Genomic DNA, 19,539 nt, shown 5'->3' with positions numbered 1-19,539 from the left:
CGAACAATGACAGCATCGTAAGTAATTTGCCGGACATATATCACCTCCAAGATGGCGGCGTTAGGGATATTTTCGCCTAATTCCTGAATTGTTAACAGTAATCATGGCTTAATTAGATGTTTGACCGCCTGACGATAGTTAGCAAGGATTTGATATTGAGTAAAAATCAAATAGGCTAATGGCAGCCCTGTTAATGCTAATGCAATCACGGCAAATAAATTCACAAAGCCAGCTTGGATTGCAATTCCCATAGTAAAGCCGAAAGCTGCAATTAAACAGGAAATCAGTCCACCTGTTGAATATATTCCTGTCCGAAAACCAGATAAATTTCCTGATAGCGACCTCCCCAACTTATGCCTGATAATATACCCTGTCGCCGCTCCAATTACAAAGCCAAGTACGAACCCAAGAGAAGATTTATAGCCAAATCGATATTGATAAACTACTGTAGTACTCACCGTACTCCCCAGTATAGGGATAGAGCCAAATGCTCCTGCTAATCCACCTATAAACCCAGTTCCAGTTCCTAAAGTTATACCTATCCAAGCCATAAGTCCTATTAAATTTTGCGGCTGCTGTCCTACTATCAAACTTTCTAGGAATCCCACAGCTAAAGCCACGATAAATAACACAGCTAAAGACGGCTTAGGCAATAAATTGGGAGCGAGTTTAGGAGTTTTAACCTTAATATTTATAGAGTGAGTTGGTGATGAGGCGATGGCATTCAATACAATCTGGCGTTCATAAGTTTTATCTGCCAGCAATTGACTGGTATCAACTATAACTTCGCATTTAACGCGGTTGCCTTCAAATTGTTTGGGTTCAAAAGTAATCCAAGGCTTGTAACCACTGCGGCGATTGGGTTCTTTCGGATGATAAGCAACTTCCCAACCCCCTTTTAAGATAGTGTCAGGAATCGAGTTGCTAACTGTAATACTTTGAGCGATAATTTCACCATATTTTATTGGTTTAAATTCCAGTCGCTCGTGACTAATTCTAACTTCTGGTAAACGTTCGATCTCAATTTTATTAAGGGCTTCTAGGGCAGCGGTAGCACTGGGATAGCGTTGGACAGCATAAGCTTCCATCATTTTTTCTAACCATTGAATAAAAGGGAAGCTAATCTGTTTGGAAACTAAATTTTGAAAATTAATCCGACCTTGGGTATCAAATAAGGTTTTAATTTGGCTGGATGGTTTCTGAGACAATAAGCAAGCTAGGGTTGCTCCTATACTATAGAGGTCTGTGGCTTCTGTGAGTTCGTTATTGCGGAGTTGTTCGTGGGGCATGAAACCCACTGTTCCGGCGGTACTATTATCGATAACAGCTTGTTTACCATGAATATTTGGCAAACTAAAGTCAACTAAATAAACTTTGAAATCCTCGTCTATTAAGATATTTTCTGGCTTGATGTTTCCATGAATTACTGGGGGAGTCTGAGTTTGCAGATAGATGAGGATTTCCAATAGATCAATCGTTAGCTGCTTGATTTCTTCCGGGTTCCAAATGCGTGTTTCCCCTAATGATTTTGCTTCTTTATATTCCCATACCAAAGCTAAACCATTGGGAATTTCAAAGGAATTAAGACAGCAGGGTATACCGGGATGAGAGAGTTTTTGAATGGTTTCAATTTCGTTTTGGTATGCTTTGAATCCAGCCCATTCGGAACCTAGTTTTCCAAAGATAAATTGCTTGATAGTGACTGGATTTTGGGTTAAATTATCCTTGGCAAGATAGGTAATTCGACCTGCTTCTGGATGGCGACCTAGTTCTCTAATTGCCTGATAGCGGGAGCGGGGTTTGGCTGTGGGTGGGAGGGTGTTCATGGCTTTTCGCCTCACGGTAGATGGCAATAATTTGAGCGCATTCGCCTAGTGGGGAGTGCGGCTGAGCTCTATCTATTAGGTTGCCCATATAGATGTTATTTATATCTATTTTAATCGATGGCTAAGCTGTCAAACCTTTAAACTTGCTAAATTATAGCAGAAAGAAGAAGGAAGAAGGGAAAAGAAAGAAGTAAATATCAATTATTTTCGATCAATAACAGCGGTAGAGTTGATAGGATACACCCACAGTGTGGTAATGATTAAGGTCAATATTACAGATCCTTTCCACTCCATAACTTTCAGACGACTTGCCAGAAAGTGACAAATGAAGCGGATAGTCTTGTCGCCCTAATCCAGCACCAACAACCCACAAATTGAGCTGTCCTGCTGGCAAGTTTTGCAACCTAGAGAGACTTTGCCATACACTTTGATACCCGCTAATAGGAGGTGCAATATCAAGACTATTTCGCTGCAAAAAAGCGAGGTAGACATCAGGCGTACTAGGGGGAGAGACTTTGCGGAGTTCTAGGGCAAAGCTCAGTCCTAAAGCCACGTCCTGAAAATTATTATATCCTACTGCCACCAAAAGGGGAATAGCTGAATTTATGCTCATATCTTTTACAGCTTTATGAGGGTGGTAAGGTTTTTGAAAGGCAAAATTTGAGGTGACAAATACTGAACTCAGAATGCCAACTAATAAAATAATAAAAAATGAGTAAGTAAATTTACGCTCTTCAAGTTTGATTTTGCGATCGCGAATACAGGTTGCTCCTAAAAGAGCGCATAATGCTGGGAAATAAACGTAATTGTAGCGGGGAGCTAGAGTAATATCTTTGTCAAAGATATAGACGATAACAATAAAAAATATTAATACAACAACAATAAAATCTACTAGCATCTTTGTCGCCATCTTTGTTTGACAACAAGAGCCAATTTGTTTAACATTTAACCAGAGGTTCCACCCCAACCAGCCTACGAATATAATCATTAAAATAGCGGCTGGGACTTGAACCCAGAGAGGTTGCTTTTCTACAGGTAAGGAAATGTAAAAAACCGCCCATCCAGCCAGAGTTTGGTAGAGCGGAGCAATCGGATTAACAAGTTTTAGCCAGTCAGTTTCACCTTGCCTAGAATAGCCAATTAGTGTCATTATTCCAGGTATCAAAAAAGCAAAAGGTAATAGTAAGAGAGGAAGACTAGGAGACAAAGAAAAGGTAGGATAGGAAGAAGTGGAGAGGAGGGATATAGGCGGTTTGTTTTCTGGCTTCGTATTCCTATCTACTGGATTCAATTCTATTGTTTTTTCGGCGCTATTTATTCCTGGTCTTGAATTATTTTTTACTTCTTCCTTATTACTTATTAAAATTATCACTTGAGCGCAAAAAGCAATGATTGAAAAGTAGTGAACATAGAAACCAATACTGTTAATTACTATCCAGAAAAACCAAAGAAAATAACTGGGTTGTTCTTGACGAGATAAATGTTGCTGTATTTGGATAAATCCCAGAAGTGCCAAAGTAATTAGTAGCATTGGTAAAGTATAGTGGCGGGCTTCTTGCGAAAGGTAAATGGCAAAAGGAGAAACGGCCATAATCGCTGCTCCGGCAAGACCTGCGGCGGGAGAAAATCCAACGCGATTGAGGTAATAAATAGCTGCAATTGTGACAACTCCTGCTAATGCTGGTAAAGCTCGTAGTTTCCATGTAAGCGAATGCAATGACTCAAAATGAAAAAAATTTAGCCACTGGTACATTAAGCAAAAAAATAGTGGTGGATGGGTAGACTGAGTGGCAACTGTATAGGCAATTTGAGAACAAGTTACTCCCGGTTTGAGGGTAAAGATTGACTCCAAATAATTGAGGGGGAATACTAAATCTAAGGGAATGTCATTGTAGTTTTTCCCCAAACTAAACAAAGTAGTAATGACTTCATCCATCCACAGAGGTTTCAAGTCCAAATGCCAAAACCGCAGCGCCGTTCCGAGAACGATTATCCCCAACAAAGCTAAATAATGTGACAGATTTTTCATTCTGTAAATTTATATCGGAGCATAGTTGCTAAATTTACACTACACATCTACCATTAGATATAAATAAATACAAATTTTATGGCGAAACTAAGCAAACGAAAACACTTTTTCAGTGTTTCATCGGCTGCACGAGTGAGGCTGTCGATTTTGTCGATTATATTGGCTGGTTTTGGCGTTTGGGGGTGGAATGCTATCTCCGATCCCAGTTCGCCAGAAGCGGCGCAGGCTCAGGTAAAATTGTTACAGGCTATTTACGAATATGGTAATTATATAGAAGCGGCGATTTGGGGATTATTTGCTATAGGATTTTCAATATCAGCAGCTAAAGAAACTGGAAAAATGCGGATTCACCGCCTAATTGCAACTTTTACTTTTTTCTTATTCGGGTTGTCAGATATTATGGAAGTGCAAACAGGAGCTTGGTGGCATCCTTGGTGGTTATTTTTGTGGAAAAATTTCTGCGTTATGTCCATGATTGGTTTGCTGGTGGTACATCTACGCAGTCGCGCTAAATAATAACAGGATTTACGCACCCAACCAAAGAAACCGGGTTTTTTGACAAAAATACTTCGTTTTTACCTACAGATTCTCTCAAAAACCCGGTTTCTAGGACTCTATGCGTAAGTATTGATTTAATTAGAAGCGGGCGGATTTCGATCTTTAACAGGAGGGATAGTCTGCTGTTTCCGAAATCGATTCAAGCCGTAAGCCGCAGCAGTAATTAGCAGCAAATAAGGGCTATAGGCTAATAACCAAAGACTTAAAGCAAACAAACTCAGAGTAAATTCACTCACAGAATGAGTCGCCTTTCCCCATGATTCTTGTACGCGCAAACCTAGAGAAGGTTCGGGGGTTTGTGTGGCAGAAACTGCTGCTTCTAAATTAAGATTAATAGTGGAGTAAGCTACTTGATTTCGTAAGCTTTTTAACTGAGCGTCAATGCGTTCAATTGACTCCCGGATATTACTCAATTCTTGAGAAGCTTTGAGTACGTCGCTAATAGAGCCGGATCTGTCCATAATTTTTAAGACCATTTCTTCTGATTTACGCAGATTTCGCAGTCTGGCTTCACTATCAACTAATCGATCGGTAACATCCTCGGCTGTAAGAGAACGGTTCTGTACATTTCCTAGTTTGGCGAGAGCGTTTAATGTGGTTTCTAACTTTTCTTCAGGAACCCTGATTTGCATTGAGGCAGTATGCCGAATACTGCTATCTGGTGGTTTTTGGTTTTGAAAACCTAAGATGTCGCCTTGCTGTTTTTGGACAAGATTAGAAACTGTTCGCGTACTCTCATCAATGGATTTGACAACAAGAGTTATTTCTGCTTTTTTAATTAGTTGGGGACGTGATTTGGGTTTTTCTGCTGTTGCTTGTGTCTCCGAAGGTGAAGCTGCATCCATTGCTGCCTGTGGTGCTGCTGGCGATGCCATTGGAGCCCCTGCTGTTGGCATATTTGCTTCATTTTGCCTTGCTCGATTCATTTGGCTGCTGCTACCACAACTAGCCATTCCCACCGCAGATGACGCAATTAAGGCGACGATCGCGATCGTTTGTCTGGTGCGCTTATTGGCTTGAGTCTGGTTTTGCTTAGGGAATTGTGGCAGAAATTTTACTGAGGAGTGAGTTTTCATTGATGCTTTTTCCTATAAAAAACTTTAGGGGATTGAGTTTTGTACTTGATTTAACTTAATCTCAAGTAGATAGTGTTAGCTTAGCTGATACAAAAATTGAAACGGCCTAGACTATGCAACTTCCTGCTGACAGCTCTAATTTGTAATTGCTATGACAGATGATTTTGATGCTAATTTTACAGACTCAACTGTTGAAATGCTTGATATGGCATCGCCGCAGTCAGACTCAGGTACAGCAAAGAAAACTGCGGTGCTTGACTTCGCGATCGCACCAATTTCGCGCCAGGAAGCTTGCCATCAACTTCTCAAGACTCTCCGGCCGGGACAAGATCGAATGGGTGTATGGCAAGGCGGCAGACTGGCGGTTTCGGCGGTTCCGGGTGCGGGTAAGTCTACTGGGATGGCGGCGGCGGCAGCTTTGGCGATCGCAAACTTTCAACTTCACAGTCGCCGTCAGTTAATAGTTGTCACTTTTACCCGTTCCGCAGCAGCAAGTATTAAAGCTAAAATCCGCAAGAACTTACAAGCATTATCTTTATCAGAAGGTGCTTTTACCGTGAATACCCTGCACGGTTTGGCTCTAAATATTGCTCTCCGTCACCCTGATTTATCTGGTTTAGATTTGGAAAATTCTACTTTGATAACTCCGAACAAAAGTCATCGATTGATTCGGATTTGTGTAGAACAATGGATAGCAGAAAATCCGCGACGCTATCAAATTTTACTCGAAGGTAATCAATTTGATGGCGAGGAAACGGAAAGAATGCGTCGCCAGTCGGTTTTGCGGACTGAAATTTTGCCACAATTAGCTAATACGGTGGTTCACGAGGCAAAATCTTCTGGTTTGTCACCTGAAAATTTAGAGGAGATAGGTAGTAATTTTGCTGATGACAATTATCAGGTTTTAGCGGTATCGGCTGGGTTGTATAAGAAGTATCAAGCCTTGTTGCGATCGCAGAATTTAATCGATTACGATGAAATGATTTTAGCAGCAATCCGGGTGCTAGAAAATCCCGCCGCTTTAGCGATGGAGCAAAAGCAAGTATTCGCAGTTTTTGAAGATGAAGCTCAAGATTCTACGCCTTTGCAAACTAAGTTATTAGAAATATTAGCTACTGATGCTGCTCATCCTCATCTACCTCCTAATTTTATCCGAGTTGGAGATCCCAATCAAGCAATTAATTCTACTTTTACTCCTGCCGATCCGATTTATTTTCGTCAATTCTGCGAAGCTTGCCAAGTTGAAGGTAATTTAGCGACAATGAACCAAGCTGGCCGCAGTACGAAGATTATTATTGATGCTGCTAATTTTGTTGTAGAGTGGGTGAACAGTTCTAAATTAACTGGACAAGAAAAACCTTTCCGCAATCAAAGTATTCTGGCTGTAGGTAATAACGATCCCCAAGCTAACGCTAATCCAGCTCCCGAAGGTGGGGGTTTAGAAATATGTCAACCTATTGATATTTATGACTCTATAAGGCTAATTGCTGACAGGGTTTTAAAGGTGTTTGCAGACTTGGAAAATAAGAGTTCGGCTGCAATATTAGTAAGGGAAAATAAACAGGGTCGATTTGTTAGAGAGGTATTGGAAAATCCTCTCAAATACAACATGAAGTTCGATCTGAGTAAGTATGGAATTAGAGTTGAGGATGTATCTGAAAGAGAACGCTATTCCCAAGTTCCCTCTGAAATTTTAGCATTGCTCCAATTTATCGATCGTCCCCATTCCCCCGATTATCTCAAAGCTGCTTTAAAAGTCTTGAGCGATCGCGAACTTATCCCTAAGCAAGATTATAATGCTCTCGCTATACAATCAGAGCAGTTTCTTTACCCCGGCCCGCTCGATCCGCCGCAGTCCGATCGGGTTCGTAAATGTCGGTATTTCTGTTGTAGTTTGCTTCATGCTAAGTTAGAATTACCAATTTATCAGTTGATTTCTTTTCTAGCTTTATCGCTGCAATATAACCAGGCAGAGTTAGCGACTGCTGACAAATTGGGAGAAAGAATTTTCAAACAAACTGCTGGTAATAATTCTATGAGTGCGATTTTAGATGCACTGATTGAAATTGTTGGTTCTGAGCGGTTTGAACCTGTAGAAATACCTCTAGAAACAGAGCAAGATAGAGAACATCCTTATGTACGAAAGCGCCAAGTTACTATTATTACTATGCACAAAGCTAAGGGTTTAGATTGGGATTATGTTTTCCTACCATTTTTGCAGGAAACTACTATTCCGGGAGGTTTGCGGGTATTTCCCCAATCTCGGTTTTTAGGAGATTTTACATTAGCGGAAGTAGCGCGAGCTCAAATTCGTGCTAGTTTACATCAGCAGTTTCCTTTACCAGATATCGCTACTGCTTGGGAGTTAGCGGGATATTTGAAGATGTCAGAAGAGTTTCGGTTGTTGTATGTGGCGATGACGCGAGCGAAGCGTTTACTATGGATGGCGGCGGAAAAAAAGGCTCCTTTTACTTGGAATAATTTAGAGAATTTGCAGGAGCAAAAGGCAAGTCCTGTGGTGTTAGCTTTGAAGGAGAGATTTCCTAATTAGGAATTATAAGTTAAGTAACGCCGCCCTCTAGGCGGTATTTTTACCGCCCAGAGGGCGGCGTTACGGATATTAATCCTAAATCAACTATTAACCACTAACTAATTGCTTCCAAAGCAAAGAAATTCTCAAAAATTTTATGACCAACATCATTAATTTGCTGCTGTAAATCATCCATAAATTCATGCAAACCCATCTTAATGATTTCGTCAATCGTCAGATAATCTAATTCGGCACGGGAACGACCTAAAGCACGTTCTACAGGATTTTTCCAAGTATTAGAAGGAGTCCCAGTGATTTCGTGAAGAGACCGCTCAGCTTGCAACAAACAAAAGTGAATTGAACGGGGAAACTCTCGATCCATTATCAGAAACTCCGCAACTCCTGTGGGTGTAATTCGATGTTGCTTGCGTTTCCGATACATCTCATAAGCACTAGCAGATTTTAACAGTGCCATCCACTGAATTTCATCAAGTGCAGTGCCTACATATTGAACAGAAGGCAACAGAATAAAATACTTAACATCAAGGATGCGAGAAGTCTTATCTGCTCGTTCTAAAAAACGTCCCATTTGACCAAAATGCCACCCTTCATTATGCGTCATCGTCGCATCCATCACCCCAGCAAACAAATGTCCTGCCATTTTTACTTCTGCAAAAAACTCTAGCAGTTGAGACATAGTTTGTTCATTAGCTGCTTGTTGCACCATCATATAAAACTCATTAACTTGCTGCCACATTTCCGAAGAAATAATTTCTTGGATAGAGCGAGCATTTTCGCGGGCGGCTCGCAAGCAAGAGATAATTGAGTTAGGATAGTCAGTATCGAAACTGAGGAATTGAATCACATTTTCTGCGGTTGCTTCGCCGTAACGTTCTTGAAATAATTCCAAATCGCCCGTTATTTTTACTAATGGTTCCCACTGTTGGGTAACGCCTGTGGGAGAGTCAAGAATTAAGTTGAAATTGACATCGGCAAAGCGGGCGATGTTTTCGGCTCGTTCGACATAGCGGTTGAGCCAATAGATGGAATCAGCGACGCGACTTAACATAAGAGATTTTAGAAATGGTAATTAGCAAGTTACTCTAACCATTCAACGAGTGTAGCATCATTAATAACCAAAAGAGCGATCGCATAGTTTGGGCAAGCAGAACTTAGGTTGACAGTACGGCCGCCATCCCCATAGTATTTTAACCGCAGGGACGGCAGCATTACGATTATTGGTAAGTCCGATGGCAAATGGGAATACCTCACTCTTCCCATTGATTAACCGAAACTCTTAAATGCCAGTAGGAATACCAAAAACCTGCGTCCAATAGGTGTTATAATTAACACTCCCAGTATCATTGGCTAAAAAGTAATAACCCACGCCAATTTCCTGATAATCAGCATTCAGAATATTAGCGCGATGCCCTGAGCTATTCATCCACTGTGCAAAGACATCCTCTGGTGTCGAAGAACCAGCGGCAATGTTTTCCCCAGCGACTCCGGGATAACCTACAGATTGCACCCGATTAGTTGGAGAAGAACCATCTTTTCCAGTGTGGCTAAAAAAGTCTTGATTTGCCATATTTTTGGTATGATTCTCCGCCGCATTACTCAACTGAATATTTGCTTTCAGTGGGGGCAATCCCGCTTTACTGCGTTCTAAATTAGTAAGTTCTACAACCCGATTGATAAATTCTTGGTTTTCAGGTGTAGTATTTCCATTATCTGGAATTGGACTTCCACCCAAAAAACTAGCACTGGTAAGACTAGAAGCTAACACATTATTTAGTTGAGCAAAAATCTCGCCTGTGATGCTATCAGCAATCAGAGTATTAGCGCCGCTAGTTTGCAGGCTAACACTATTTACACCGTCAGGTAGCCGGATTAAATCTACACCATTTTCAAAGTCATTGATAATATCGATCCCTCCACCAGTTGCTAGTGCAAAAGTATCTTTTCCTGCACCACCAGTTAGTGTATCAGTATCGCGATCGCCTGAGAGAAAATCATCCCCAGCATCCCCAAAAAGCAGATCGTTACCTCTACCACCATATAAACTGTCGTTACCTTCTCCACCTCTGACAATATCTGCATCTAAATCTCCTCGAACTAGATCGTTGCCACTTTCTCCATCTACAAAATCGCTATCTTTTCCACCCATTAAAGTATCACTTCCTGACCCACCTAAAAGGCTATCTTCACCGTTATTGCCTCCGATCAGTTCACTATCAGCAGCACCTTGAACTGTATCATTTCCGCCCAGAACAAACGCACCACCAGGAAAATTTGTTAGTTCTCCAGCAGACAAGATAATATCTTCCGAAGTGTTATCGCCGAGCAAGCGAGATATGCCGTTTTCAATGTTAGATTGTAGTGCCATTGTTATTTGCTTCCAAATGTAGATTTTACTGGATTTGGTTGAGGTAGGAGCGATCGCACCTTTGCAGAACCCCCGATAGTTTAGATGCACCCAGACTCAGGCTAGCCCCAGTAGTGAAGGCTTTTGGAAACCTCTATTTCTCTATTGTGAGCAATTTGCTAGTTTTATGCAAATAACGATTTTTTGTTACAATTATTTACATTGTCTGTTTGACAGGACTTCGGCAACTGTCACACTTAAATTAACTTGTATGGTGACTCAGATGAAGTTGTAGTATTAATCAAATCAGAGTTTGGGCTGATGGCGTATCTTACTAATTATGCCACTTCCGAAATTCTTTCAATCCGTAAAATCCCTTAAATCCATGATAGAAATTATTGCTCATCGGGGTTTTTCTGCGATCGCCCCTGAAAATACCTTAGCCGCTTTCGATCTCGCTATCAAATATGGTGCTAATTCTATCGAATTCGATGTCCAATTGTCCGCAGAAGGCGTGCCAGTTATTTTTCACGATACCACACTGGATAGAATTACTCGAACTTCGGGCAAAGTCCGAGATAAAACCTTAGAAGAATTGAACTCGCTGGATGCTGGTGCGTGGTTCGATCGGCGGTTTTCTGGAGAAAAAATTCCCACATTGAAATCAGCTTTAACTATCCTCAAAAATGTTGAAAAATTTCTATATTTTGATGTCAAGCCTGATTGCGAATGGTCAAGTTCAGAAGTAAAGAACTTTGTTAATACCTTGCTGGTTGAAGGGGTGAATAATAAAAGCGTAATTACATCTTTTAACGCTCAATTTCTTGAACAAGTCCGCGAAGTTTCCCAAGATTTGCTAATTGGTCGCATTGTCGCGAATGAATCAGATTATAAAGCTCAGTTGGCGAAAGCTTTAGCCGCTGAGGATCGTTTAATCAGCAGTCAATATCGCGTTTTACTAGATCACCCCTCACTGGTTGAAAATAGCCGAAATCGGGGAGTAGATGTTGTGGCTTGGACGGTAGACAGCCGGGAAGATGTGGTAAAATTAGTGGATATCGGTGTGATGCGAATAGTAACTAATTCTTTGATAGGAAACGAAATAAAATTATGACTTACCTTTGGCAAAAATATCAACCAAAATTCTGCCTATATACGGAGAAAGGAAAAGAAAAGTTATAATAAAACTGGTTTTCCGCAATTAATAACGTTCTAAACGCTGAGAAGGTTGCTAGATATCGACTGCCACAAATTTAATACTATTAACTTCCTATTCCTAAGTCAGGGACAAATTGCGCTAAAATCATCATGGCTGCAAAATTTAACAGACAATTCGCCAGATGACTACTCAGCTAAATGACCTAGAAGCCCAACTAGAAACCCTCCGCCAAGAAGCCGAAAATGCGATCGCAACTTCCAATACCCTAGAACAACTCGAACAGTTGCGGATCGGGTACTTCGGCAAGAAAGGCCAACTGTCGCAAATTTTAGGCAGCATGGGCAAATTGGCTGCGGATCAGCGGCCAAAAATAGGCGCGATCGCCAACGTGATCAAAGAAGCGATCGCAACAGAATTAGACAACAAACGCATCACCCTGCAATCGGCTCAAATCCAAGCCAAACTTGAAGCAGAAACCATAGATGTTACCATGCCAGGGGTTTACCGTCCCCAAGGTCGAATTCACCCCTTAAACGGCGTTATTGACCGAGCTTTAGATATCTTCGTTGGTCTTGGCTACACCGTCGCCACTGGCCCAGAAATAGAATCAGATTACTACAACTTCGAGGCTCTGAATACGCCGCCCGATCATCCCGCACGGGATATGCAAGATACCTTCTATTTACCCGATGCAAAATTGCTGCGGACTCATACATCTAGCGTCCAAATTCGCTACATGGAAAACCACGAACCGCCGATCCGAATTGTTGCACCGGGTCGTGTTTACCGCCGGGATACAGTCGATGCTACTCATGCGGCTGTCTTCCATCAAATTGAACTTTTAGCTGTCGATGAAGGGCTAACATTTACCGATCTAAAAGGCACAATTAAAGAATTTTTACGGCAAATGTTCGGGCAAGATTTACCGATTCGCTTCCGTGCCAGCTATTTCCCTTTTACTGAACCTTCAGCAGAAGTTGATTTGCAATGGCAAGGGCGTTGGCTAGAAGTTTTGGGCTGTGGTGTAGTCGATCCTAATGTTCTCAAAGCAGTTGGTTATGACCCAGAAAAATATACGGGATTTGCCGCTGGTTTTGGTGTAGAACGCTTTGCTCAAGTTCTGCATAAAATTGATGATATCCGCCGCGTTTATACCAGCGATTTACGCTTTCTGCGGCAATTTTAATCTGATTTACAGAAAACTGTTTGTAACGCTGCTTTCCACGCACTCGATCATGGCGGTGAGATGGTGGCGTTACTTTAGTAATGCGTAAGTGTTACAAGCAAAATTCCCCAAGGGTACAGTGGCTTCGATCTCAAATTTGCTCAATTCTGGAAATCTCAGTATTATAGAAACCGCCAAGACGGTTAGAATGTTTAAATGCTGAAACCCTTGCTTTGATTGCTTCTTACTTCTTCCTTCTTACTTCTTCCTTCTTCCTTCTTCTTCGACCATACATCTAGTCAAAACCGTTTTTTGCTATAACTACATCATCAAATTCAAACTATTGTTTTGATTTAGATGAGGAGTTGAACGTATGAAAAAGATGAGTCACTGGAATCAATCCGCAGGAGTCCTAAGCTTGTTCGCGATCGCGATCGGCACTTTGCAGATATCTGCGATCGCCCAAGGCGCAACCGCAACATCAAATCTCAGTCAAAATCCACAGTCAAGTACCTCTGAAATAGCCCAAGCTACAGTAAGTCTCTGTCGCAGAGTTACTGCATCCCAGGGTTTAGTCATCCGCGAGAAACCCTCGCTCACATCGCGCCAAGTAGGAAGCGCACCCGTAAATAGTCAAATCACCCTCGTGGAAGCGGCAAACGTGCTTCAGGCATCGGATGGTCGCCTCTGGGTAGAAATTTCATCTCCAGTCAGGGGGTATATTTCTAACGGCTATGCTAACCGGGAGAGCAATCTGGGAATATGTTCGGGGATAGCGAACAATCCTCCTCAAAATCCCCCTGCTGGTAATGGAACTCCTAACGCTAGTCTTTGTCGCCAAGTGGAACCCCGCGTCGCGCCGCGCGGTTTAGCTGTCCGCGCAGATGCTTCTGCTGCGTCGGGTTACAGAGGGGGAGTACCTGCTAACGGTAAGGTGACTCTGGCCCCAGACTACAAGCTAGTTTTGGATAAAAGCGGGCAAAACCGCAATTGGGTAGAGATTACATCCCCGTTTGCCGGGTTTGTATCTGCCCAAAGTCTGATTATGTGCCGTTAAAGTGGCTGTGCGATCGCTTTTTTCTGTGAAAGGGCGATCGCCTACTCGATAAATTCAATTTTATGTAGTAATTCGTTTTCCTCTAGTTAGGGATTTCTAGTAAGTTGATTGAATTTGTAACTGCTTAACTTCTAGTTCAACTTGAGCTTGTACCAATACTTCGGACAGTTTTTAAGCAGCCAAAGTACCATAGGACAGGAGTGAAGGAAAGTTAGGGTGATTTAAAATCAAATTTGGGTCTAAATCTAACTTATCAATAAAGGTGGAAAGCAGATGCCGATTGAGTTGTAGACGTTTATAAGAAGCCATCGAAAAGACAAATGCCTCACTTGATAAGTGACAATTATAAGCCTGATATTTGGCTAAGTTAAGAGAAGTTAAACTGGCATTAAAATGAAAATCAAGCCGTTGGAGATGAGGAGATTGACAATCCGATAAGCCCGTAAATTGTTTGGCATCACGAAACACAAATTCTATCTGAAAACGAGCCTGATAATATTCAATAATTTGTTCGGGAGAGAGATTAATATCAGTACTAAATAATAAGGCATTTTTGATTTTACCGTTGGCTTGAACCTCAGAAATACAAACTAAACAAACTGGGCAATTTAAACAACAACTCCACACAACTAACGTAGAGAGTGAAACGCCCGGTTTTATTTCTTTAACAAAATTCAGGCGACTCAAATCTTGGCCGTCAAATTTACCATCATATTTACGAGGTGCGCCCCGTTTCTTTTGTTCACCTGTATAAAGATAACGGAGGTTAGCATCAACTCTTAATTTGCCAATAAAATCTAAATTTAACTCCCGCACAGTCTCCCAGAATTTAGAGCGGTAATAATAGCCATCAGCCACCAAATAACGAACAGAATTTGGGAAGAAAGAACGAGTGTTTTTTAAATGTTTAGCATAGTCGTCAACTCTTGTTATATCAGGATTTGAGCTGAATGGCACCTGTTTTTTTCGCTGTTTTTTTGGCGGCTTTTCTGGGTAACTTTTCTGGGGGGTTCGGTGTTTCTATTTGAGGACGTGAGGGAGTTTGTTGCACACTTAAACTATAGGACAAATGCGTCTCAACTTGGAAAATAGAAATCACCGAAATTTCCAATCCCTGTTCAGCCCTGTGCCTGCAATACCATTATAAAAATAAGCTTTACCCTCAGTTTTTTTACCACTTTTTCTTAAGAAAGAACAATCCATGACGGCAATAATTGTCTGCTCAGGATTCAAGGCCTGTTGGAGAAAATATTGATTAAATTGTGGGAAGTTAAAGGGTTTGAGAAAGTGACTACGATAGGTTTTTTCACTTAAAGAACTATAACGGCTAAGATTCGTGAAGTTGACCTTGCCATAGATGAGTAAAATAGTTGAAAATAAAGTTACTAAAAACTTTTTTTGGGGTTGACTAATCCCTGGCATTTGTTGTAAGATTGATTCAATAATATTCATGTATGCAGTCTGTTAAGCTGGTGTTTTTTTAGCTTAACCTAAAAGAGTGCCTTTTTTCTCTTTTATTTGGGCTCAGATTCCACTCACTTTCTTGGCTTCTGTGCTGGGTTGCGTTAGTTAAGCTTGCCGTAGGTATCGCTTCCCTATTTAAAAACTGTCCGAAGTATTGACATTAATACACTTCATCATTGCCTAAATACGATTTTTAAAGGCAAGCTTGAAAGCCGAACTCAAACTAATAGGACTTACGCACCCAACCAAAGAAACCGGGTTTTTTGACGAAAATACTTTGTTATGACCGACAGATTTTCTCAAAAACCCGGTTTCTGGGACGACCTGCGTAAGTCCTATATTGCATTTTCCTCCTGCCTCCTGCCTCCTGCCTCCTACATCCTGCCTCCTGTCTGCTGCTATACGTAACTGTCAGCGTCTTTTTTGTAGATTATTGTGTCTCTCCAATTGCTTGCGATCGCCCCCACTCCTCATTCCACCTGCTTTTTACCCGAAAAAGTGGCGATGCCGGAGGCACAGTGACCCACGCCAGCCGAATTCTTTTTGAGAGTTCTCAGCTTAAAACCTTTTAAGCACAAGGTTTTCAAGTTGCTGCGAGCCGCCTCAACAAGTTAGACGCAAGCTAGGTAAAGCGATTTCGCCTTGGTCGTTGCGATCGCGTACTTGAACTAATCCTGAGACTACTCTGATGAGATTACTGGAGATTCCGTCCACCTATGATTTCAATCTGCTATATACATAAGGATAATGAATTGAACGCTAGGGAGCCTCACAGTTAAATGTGCTGTCTCACAACTGAATAGCTCAATTTTCGCAGAACTCCCCTGCTTAGAACAGTTGAGCCTTTAACTAGGTCGATTTCGACTTACTACTTTAGGTAGTTGCGGTCAAAATTGCCACCCTGTTACTCTTACGCTTTTGCCGATACAACATCTACGAGCGCCTACCCCCCCACGTTTAGCATCGGCTCCAAGTGTTAACAAACATTTTCTCGGTGAACCTACCATGATTGAACCAACGGTGCAGATCGACCCTTTAAATAGCCCCCATCCCATCCCTTGGGAATGGATTGTGGCTACCCACGCTGAAATTAGCTCAACTGTGGGCTCTGGTGTACGCTACTACCGCAGCCCCTCACTGATTTCTACCAATGGTGAGTACGCAGCATACAGCCGGATTCAAATGCAAGTGCAGCGAGAGTTCTACCGCTGTCGCGCTAGCACTGCCATGTTTGTAGAAAACCTGCGGACGGGGGAATTACAAACGGTGATGCCTTCTTCACCGTTGGCAGATCATCGGTTTTCCGCTCCTGAAGAGTCCGATCTGCCGGGGGCGATGGCGATTTTGATTCCTGTTTCTTGGAACAAAACTGGCGATCGCATTTTAGCACGGGAATTTGAGGCCATCTTTAGCGCGTCGGATATGTCGGACTACGCGGTAGTCTGGGACAGTAACCAGAATCGCACCCATACAATTGCCCCTGCGGGCAGTTTGTACACTCATGCCGTACTCTTGGGTTGGAGCGAATCTTATCCTGATGAAGTGCTTTTCCGTGCTGGCAATCTGGGCGATCGCTCTTGGCCAGTTTGGGCAGTCGATTTGGGGGGTAGGACTGTTGCCGCCAACCACGATCGACCTCAAGTTTTCCGCAGTCAAGTTAGCAATGCCTGGGCCGGGCCGCAGTTACATTTTTAGATTTTAGGTTATGGGTTTTAGATTAAGTTTTGCTGGGGATAATTCTCTACCACTACCAATTCTTCAGCCAGCTCATAATCTAAATCTCACACCTACAATTAATATCCGCTTGGTATTTCTATTCACTTGCTCAAATTTCAATTCTCCGATCCTATTTTTGAGTTTTTAACTTCCGGTTTTGACCTGTGAATTGTGATATTTACTTTAATTCTCCTCGATCGGCAGCAGTACCAAACTGCTGCTTTTCGCCATGAGATCGACCAGTTTTCAATTGCGTAGGTACTTCTTTAAATTCCCAATTACCAATTCCTAATTCCTAATTACCCATTACCCATTACCAATTACCCATTACCAATTACCCATTACCAATTACCCATTACCCATTACCCATTACCCATTACCCATTACCATTACCCATAGTAAATTTTTTTCACCCGATTCAGGCTGCTATAATGCGATCGCATCTACTTTAATTTTGAGACTTATGACTGTTCAGCAATTAGATATTAACGACTCTAACCTGGAACTGTGCGACCTGATTTTTCAGCGAATTGCCACAAGTTCGCAGCAGCAAATTACCTTTGCTGAATATATGGATTTAGCACTATATCATCCGCAGCACGGTTACTACACTACTAATGAAGTCAATATCGGCAAACATGGCGATTTTTTTACCTCCCCTCACTTGGGTGCTGACTTTGGCGAAGTATTGGCAGAGCAATTTGTCCAAATGTGGGATATTTTAGGCAAACCCAACTCTTTTATTATTGTAGAAATGGGGGCGGGGCAAGGGATTTTAGCTGCTGATATTTTAGCATATTTGCAACTACAGTATCTAGATTTTTCCCAAATATTAGAATATGTGATAATTGAGAAATCAGCGGTACTCAAAGCAGAACAGCAGCAACGATTAACCACTATAAAATCTGTCAGGTGGTGCAATTGGGATGAAATACCTCCTAATTCGATTGCTGGTTGCTTCTTTTCTAATGAATTAGTGGATGCGTTACCTCTCCATCAAATCATTATTGACAAAGGTCAAATTAAGGAAGTTTATGTTACTGCTGAAAGTCAGGTGCAAGAAGATGGAAAAACAGCCAGAAAGTTTGCTGAAGTTATCGGTGAAGTTTCTACACCTAAAATTAGCGAATATTTTAATTTAGTAGGAATAAATTTATCTGCAAGTGGATACACTGATGGCTATCGCACCGAGGTTAATTTGGCAGCTTTGGATTGGATTACTACTGTTGCTGAAAAATTGCAACGAGGATATTTATTAACCATTGATTACGGCTATCCAGCTCACCGCTATTATAATCAAAATCGGCGAGAAGGGACGCTACAATGCTATTACCATCATCAACATCACAATAATCCTTATATATATGTAGGGAAGCAAGATTTAACAGCTCATGTTGATTTTACGGCCTTGGAAAAACAGGGAGAATTGTGCGGATTGGAGTTAGTGGGATTGACTCAGCAGGGATTGTTTTTAATGGCTTTGGGTTTGGGGGATCGCATTGCGGCTCTTTCTTCAAATGATGCACAGGTGTTAGATTTAGCAGCATTTTTGCGGCGGCGAGAGGCGTTACATCAATTGATCGATCCGATGGGGTTGGGGGGTTTTGGGGTTTTAGTGCAGTCTAAGGGTTTGAGTGAGGAGGAAAGGGGATGTAAACTTAAGGGTTTGATTGTGCCGGAGTAGTGATTTTAAGTTATAATATACTATTTTAGTTATATTACCCGATCGTCAGCTTAATTACTAGGATTATCCCCGCGATCGCGATCGCGATCGTTGAGAAGAATATCGAGAATGCGGCGATTCTCAGCTTGCATTCCGCGAATTTCTGTCTGTTGTTGAGCAATAATTTCTTGCTGTTGGGCCATTGATTGGAATAACTGCTGTCGTTCTTCTCTTGCTTCTGTTGCTACATTAGCTAGAGCTTGAATGACACGACTATTACTTTCTATGAGGCGATCGTGACGTTCTAAAATTTGTTCGTGGCTCTCGATCGCACGAGAGTGAATTTCTGCCGTACTTGCCAAACTGTCTATCTTGGTGGCCAAACGGTCTAGCCTCTCATCATCCCAACGCTCTGTACTCATCGGTTTCTCTGTTTCACTTTCAATAAATTATATAGAATTATCCCCGCGATCGCGATCGTTGAGAAGAATATCGAGAATGCGGCGATTCTCAGCTTGCATTCCGCGAATTTCTGCCTGTTGTTGAGCAATTATTTCCTGGTGTCGATCCATCCTTTCCTGCTGTTGGGCCATTGATTGAAATAACTGCTGCCGTTCTTCTCTTCCCTCTGCTGCTACATTAGCTAGAGCTTGAATGACACGACTATTACTTTCTATGAGGCGATCGTGACGTTCTAAACTTTGCTCATGACGTTCTAAAATTTGCTCCTGACGTTCTAAAATTTGTTCGTGGCTCTCGATCGCACGAGAGTTACTTTCTGCCACACGAGCAGCATTCTCTGACACACGAACAGCGTTCTCTGACATACGAGCCGCGTTTTCTATCAAGCTTGCCAAACGGTCTAGCCTCTCATCATCCCAACGCTCTATAGTCATAGGTTTCTCTCTGTCACGTTCAATAAATTATATAG

General features: G+C 41.9%; 17 protein-coding genes. 7 read left to right on the top strand and 10 right to left on the bottom strand.

Annotated features, from left to right (window positions below; translation table 11 throughout):
* Positions 1-101: 101 nt before the first annotated feature.
* Together OSCI_RS08175 and OSCI_RS08170 are read right to left on the bottom strand one after the other, a co-directional pair.
* A complete protein-coding gene (locus OSCI_RS08175) occupies positions 102-1,826 on the bottom strand; it encodes a protein kinase domain-containing protein (protein ID WP_007354441.1) in 1,725 nt (574 codons plus the stop codon).
* 211 nt (positions 1,827-2,037) lie between these two features.
* Positions 2,038-3,855 carry a glycosyltransferase family 39 protein gene (locus OSCI_RS08170; RefSeq protein ID WP_007354439.1) on the bottom strand — a complete coding sequence of 606 codons (1,818 nt, stop codon included), beginning with the start codon at positions 3,853-3,855 and terminating at the stop codon, positions 2,038-2,040.
* Positions 3,856-3,933: 78 nt separating this feature from the next.
* Between OSCI_RS08170 and OSCI_RS08165 the strand changes: the two genes are divergently transcribed.
* Positions 3,934-4,371, top strand: a complete 438-nt coding sequence (locus tag OSCI_RS08165) for a hypothetical protein (RefSeq protein WP_007354438.1) — start codon at positions 3,934-3,936, stop codon at positions 4,369-4,371.
* Positions 4,372-4,487: 116 nt separating this feature from the next.
* On the opposite strand, the gene OSCI_RS08160 is transcribed toward OSCI_RS08165, so the two are convergent.
* Positions 4,488-5,489 (bottom strand): DUF4349 domain-containing protein, encoded by a 1,002-nt coding sequence (locus OSCI_RS08160; RefSeq protein WP_007354437.1) that lies wholly within the window; start codon positions 5,487-5,489, stop codon positions 4,488-4,490.
* Positions 5,490-5,640: 151 nt separating this feature from the next.
* Between OSCI_RS08160 and OSCI_RS08155 the strand changes: the two genes are divergently transcribed.
* Positions 5,641-8,040, top strand: a complete 2,400-nt coding sequence (locus OSCI_RS08155) for an ATP-dependent helicase (RefSeq protein ID WP_007354436.1) — start codon at positions 5,641-5,643, stop codon at positions 8,038-8,040.
* Between the two features lie 94 nt (positions 8,041-8,134).
* Here OSCI_RS08155 and OSCI_RS08150 read toward each other — a convergent pair whose 3' ends face one another.
* From OSCI_RS08150 to OSCI_RS08145, 3 genes are all read right to left on the bottom strand, one after another.
* Positions 8,135-9,088 (bottom strand): alpha-E domain-containing protein, encoded by a 954-nt coding sequence (locus OSCI_RS08150; protein WP_007354435.1) that lies wholly within the window; start codon positions 9,086-9,088, stop codon positions 8,135-8,137.
* Between the two features lie 29 nt (positions 9,089-9,117).
* Positions 9,118-9,249, bottom strand: a complete 132-nt coding sequence (locus OSCI_RS31900; RefSeq protein WP_267879558.1) for a hypothetical protein — start codon at positions 9,247-9,249, stop codon at positions 9,118-9,120.
* Between the two features lie 67 nt (positions 9,250-9,316).
* Entirely contained in the window at positions 9,317-10,405 is a 1,089-nt protein-coding gene (locus OSCI_RS08145) for a CAP domain-containing protein (RefSeq protein WP_007354434.1), read from the bottom strand.
* A gap of 364 nt (positions 10,406-10,769) precedes the next feature.
* On the opposite strand from OSCI_RS08145, the gene OSCI_RS08140 reads away from it, so the two are divergent.
* The 3 genes from OSCI_RS08140 to OSCI_RS08130 all read left to right on the top strand — a co-directional run bounded on the left by OSCI_RS08140 (position 10,770) and on the right by OSCI_RS08130 (position 13,765).
* Complete coding sequence (locus OSCI_RS08140; RefSeq protein ID WP_007354433.1) at positions 10,770-11,498, top strand: glycerophosphodiester phosphodiesterase; 729 nt, start codon at positions 10,770-10,772, stop codon at positions 11,496-11,498.
* Positions 11,499-11,724: 226 nt separating this feature from the next.
* On the top strand, positions 11,725-12,729 hold the full coding sequence (gene pheS, locus OSCI_RS08135) for a phenylalanine--tRNA ligase subunit alpha (protein WP_007354432.1): 1,005 nt from the start codon (positions 11,725-11,727) through the stop codon (positions 12,727-12,729).
* 352 nt (positions 12,730-13,081) lie between these two features.
* The gene (locus OSCI_RS08130) at positions 13,082-13,765 is read left to right on the top strand and encodes an SH3 domain-containing protein (RefSeq protein WP_007354431.1); all 684 of its coding nucleotides are present in this window, start codon (positions 13,082-13,084) and stop codon (positions 13,763-13,765) included.
* 171 nt (positions 13,766-13,936) lie between these two features.
* Here the strand turns inward: OSCI_RS08130 and OSCI_RS31360 are convergent, their stop codons facing one another.
* Both OSCI_RS31360 and OSCI_RS31355 read right to left on the bottom strand, forming a co-directional pair.
* On the bottom strand, positions 13,937-14,722 hold the full coding sequence (locus tag OSCI_RS31360; protein WP_234708723.1) for a transposase: 786 nt from the start codon (positions 14,720-14,722) through the stop codon (positions 13,937-13,939).
* Between the two features lie 138 nt (positions 14,723-14,860).
* A complete protein-coding gene (locus OSCI_RS31355; RefSeq protein ID WP_007354428.1) occupies positions 14,861-15,217 on the bottom strand; it encodes a hypothetical protein in 357 nt (118 codons plus the stop codon).
* 1,017 nt (positions 15,218-16,234) lie between these two features.
* On the opposite strand from OSCI_RS31355, the gene OSCI_RS08115 reads away from it, so the two are divergent.
* The gene (locus OSCI_RS08115; protein WP_007354427.1) at positions 16,235-16,924 is read left to right on the top strand and encodes a hypothetical protein; all 690 of its coding nucleotides are present in this window, start codon (positions 16,235-16,237) and stop codon (positions 16,922-16,924) included.
* A gap of 484 nt (positions 16,925-17,408) precedes the next feature.
* Positions 17,409-18,629 (top strand): class I SAM-dependent methyltransferase, encoded by a 1,221-nt coding sequence (locus OSCI_RS08110; RefSeq protein ID WP_007354426.1) that lies wholly within the window; start codon positions 17,409-17,411, stop codon positions 18,627-18,629.
* 50 nt (positions 18,630-18,679) lie between these two features.
* Here OSCI_RS08110 and OSCI_RS08105 read toward each other — a convergent pair whose 3' ends face one another.
* Positions 18,680-19,030, bottom strand: a complete 351-nt coding sequence (locus OSCI_RS08105) for a hypothetical protein (RefSeq protein WP_007354425.1) — start codon at positions 19,028-19,030, stop codon at positions 18,680-18,682.
* A gap of 27 nt (positions 19,031-19,057) precedes the next feature.
* A complete protein-coding gene (locus OSCI_RS08100; protein ID WP_007354424.1) occupies positions 19,058-19,504 on the bottom strand; it encodes a hypothetical protein in 447 nt (148 codons plus the stop codon).
* Positions 19,505-19,539: the final 35 nt, after the last annotated feature.

This window comes from Kamptonema sp. PCC 6506, assembly GCF_000180455.1.
GTDB classification, from domain to species: domain Bacteria; phylum Cyanobacteriota; class Cyanobacteriia; order Cyanobacteriales; family Microcoleaceae; genus Kamptonema; species Kamptonema formosum.
The sequence above is the reverse complement of the archived record's forward strand: the minus strand, read 5'-3'. Positions and strand labels throughout refer to the sequence as shown.

What these genes read in the sequence shown, in the direction of transcription:
- OSCI_RS31900 (WP_267879558.1), bottom strand. Translation starts at nt 9,249, where the DNA reads ATGCTGCCGTCCCTGCGGTTAAAATACTATGGGGATGGCGGCCGTACT.
- OSCI_RS08115 (WP_007354427.1), top strand. Translation starts at nt 16,235, where the DNA reads ATGATTGAACCAACGGTGCAGATCGACCCTTTAAATAGCCCCCATCCC.
- OSCI_RS08170 (WP_007354439.1), bottom strand. Translation starts at nt 3,855, where the DNA reads ATGAAAAATCTGTCACATTATTTAGCTTTGTTGGGGATAATCGTTCTC.
- OSCI_RS08105 (WP_007354425.1), bottom strand. Translation starts at nt 19,030, where the DNA reads ATGAGTACAGAGCGTTGGGATGATGAGAGGCTAGACCGTTTGGCCACC.
- OSCI_RS08160 (WP_007354437.1), bottom strand. Translation starts at nt 5,489, where the DNA reads ATGAAAACTCACTCCTCAGTAAAATTTCTGCCACAATTCCCTAAGCAA.
- OSCI_RS08140 (WP_007354433.1), top strand. Translation starts at nt 10,770, where the DNA reads ATGATAGAAATTATTGCTCATCGGGGTTTTTCTGCGATCGCCCCTGAA.
- OSCI_RS08150 (WP_007354435.1), bottom strand. Translation starts at nt 9,088, where the DNA reads ATGTTAAGTCGCGTCGCTGATTCCATCTATTGGCTCAACCGCTATGTC.
- OSCI_RS08155 (WP_007354436.1), top strand. Translation starts at nt 5,641, where the DNA reads ATGACAGATGATTTTGATGCTAATTTTACAGACTCAACTGTTGAAATG.
- OSCI_RS08175 (WP_007354441.1), bottom strand. Translation starts at nt 1,826, where the DNA reads ATGAACACCCTCCCACCCACAGCCAAACCCCGCTCCCGCTATCAGGCA.
- OSCI_RS08145 (WP_007354434.1), bottom strand. Translation starts at nt 10,405, where the DNA reads ATGGCACTACAATCTAACATTGAAAACGGCATATCTCGCTTGCTCGGC.
- OSCI_RS08130 (WP_007354431.1), top strand. Translation starts at nt 13,082, where the DNA reads ATGAAAAAGATGAGTCACTGGAATCAATCCGCAGGAGTCCTAAGCTTG.
- OSCI_RS08165 (WP_007354438.1), top strand. Translation starts at nt 3,934, where the DNA reads ATGGCGAAACTAAGCAAACGAAAACACTTTTTCAGTGTTTCATCGGCT.
- OSCI_RS08100 (WP_007354424.1), bottom strand. Translation starts at nt 19,504, where the DNA reads ATGACTATAGAGCGTTGGGATGATGAGAGGCTAGACCGTTTGGCAAGC.
- pheS (WP_007354432.1), top strand. Translation starts at nt 11,725, where the DNA reads ATGACTACTCAGCTAAATGACCTAGAAGCCCAACTAGAAACCCTCCGC.
- OSCI_RS08110 (WP_007354426.1), top strand. Translation starts at nt 17,409, where the DNA reads ATGACTGTTCAGCAATTAGATATTAACGACTCTAACCTGGAACTGTGC.
- OSCI_RS31355 (WP_007354428.1), bottom strand. Translation starts at nt 15,217, where the DNA reads ATGAATATTATTGAATCAATCTTACAACAAATGCCAGGGATTAGTCAA.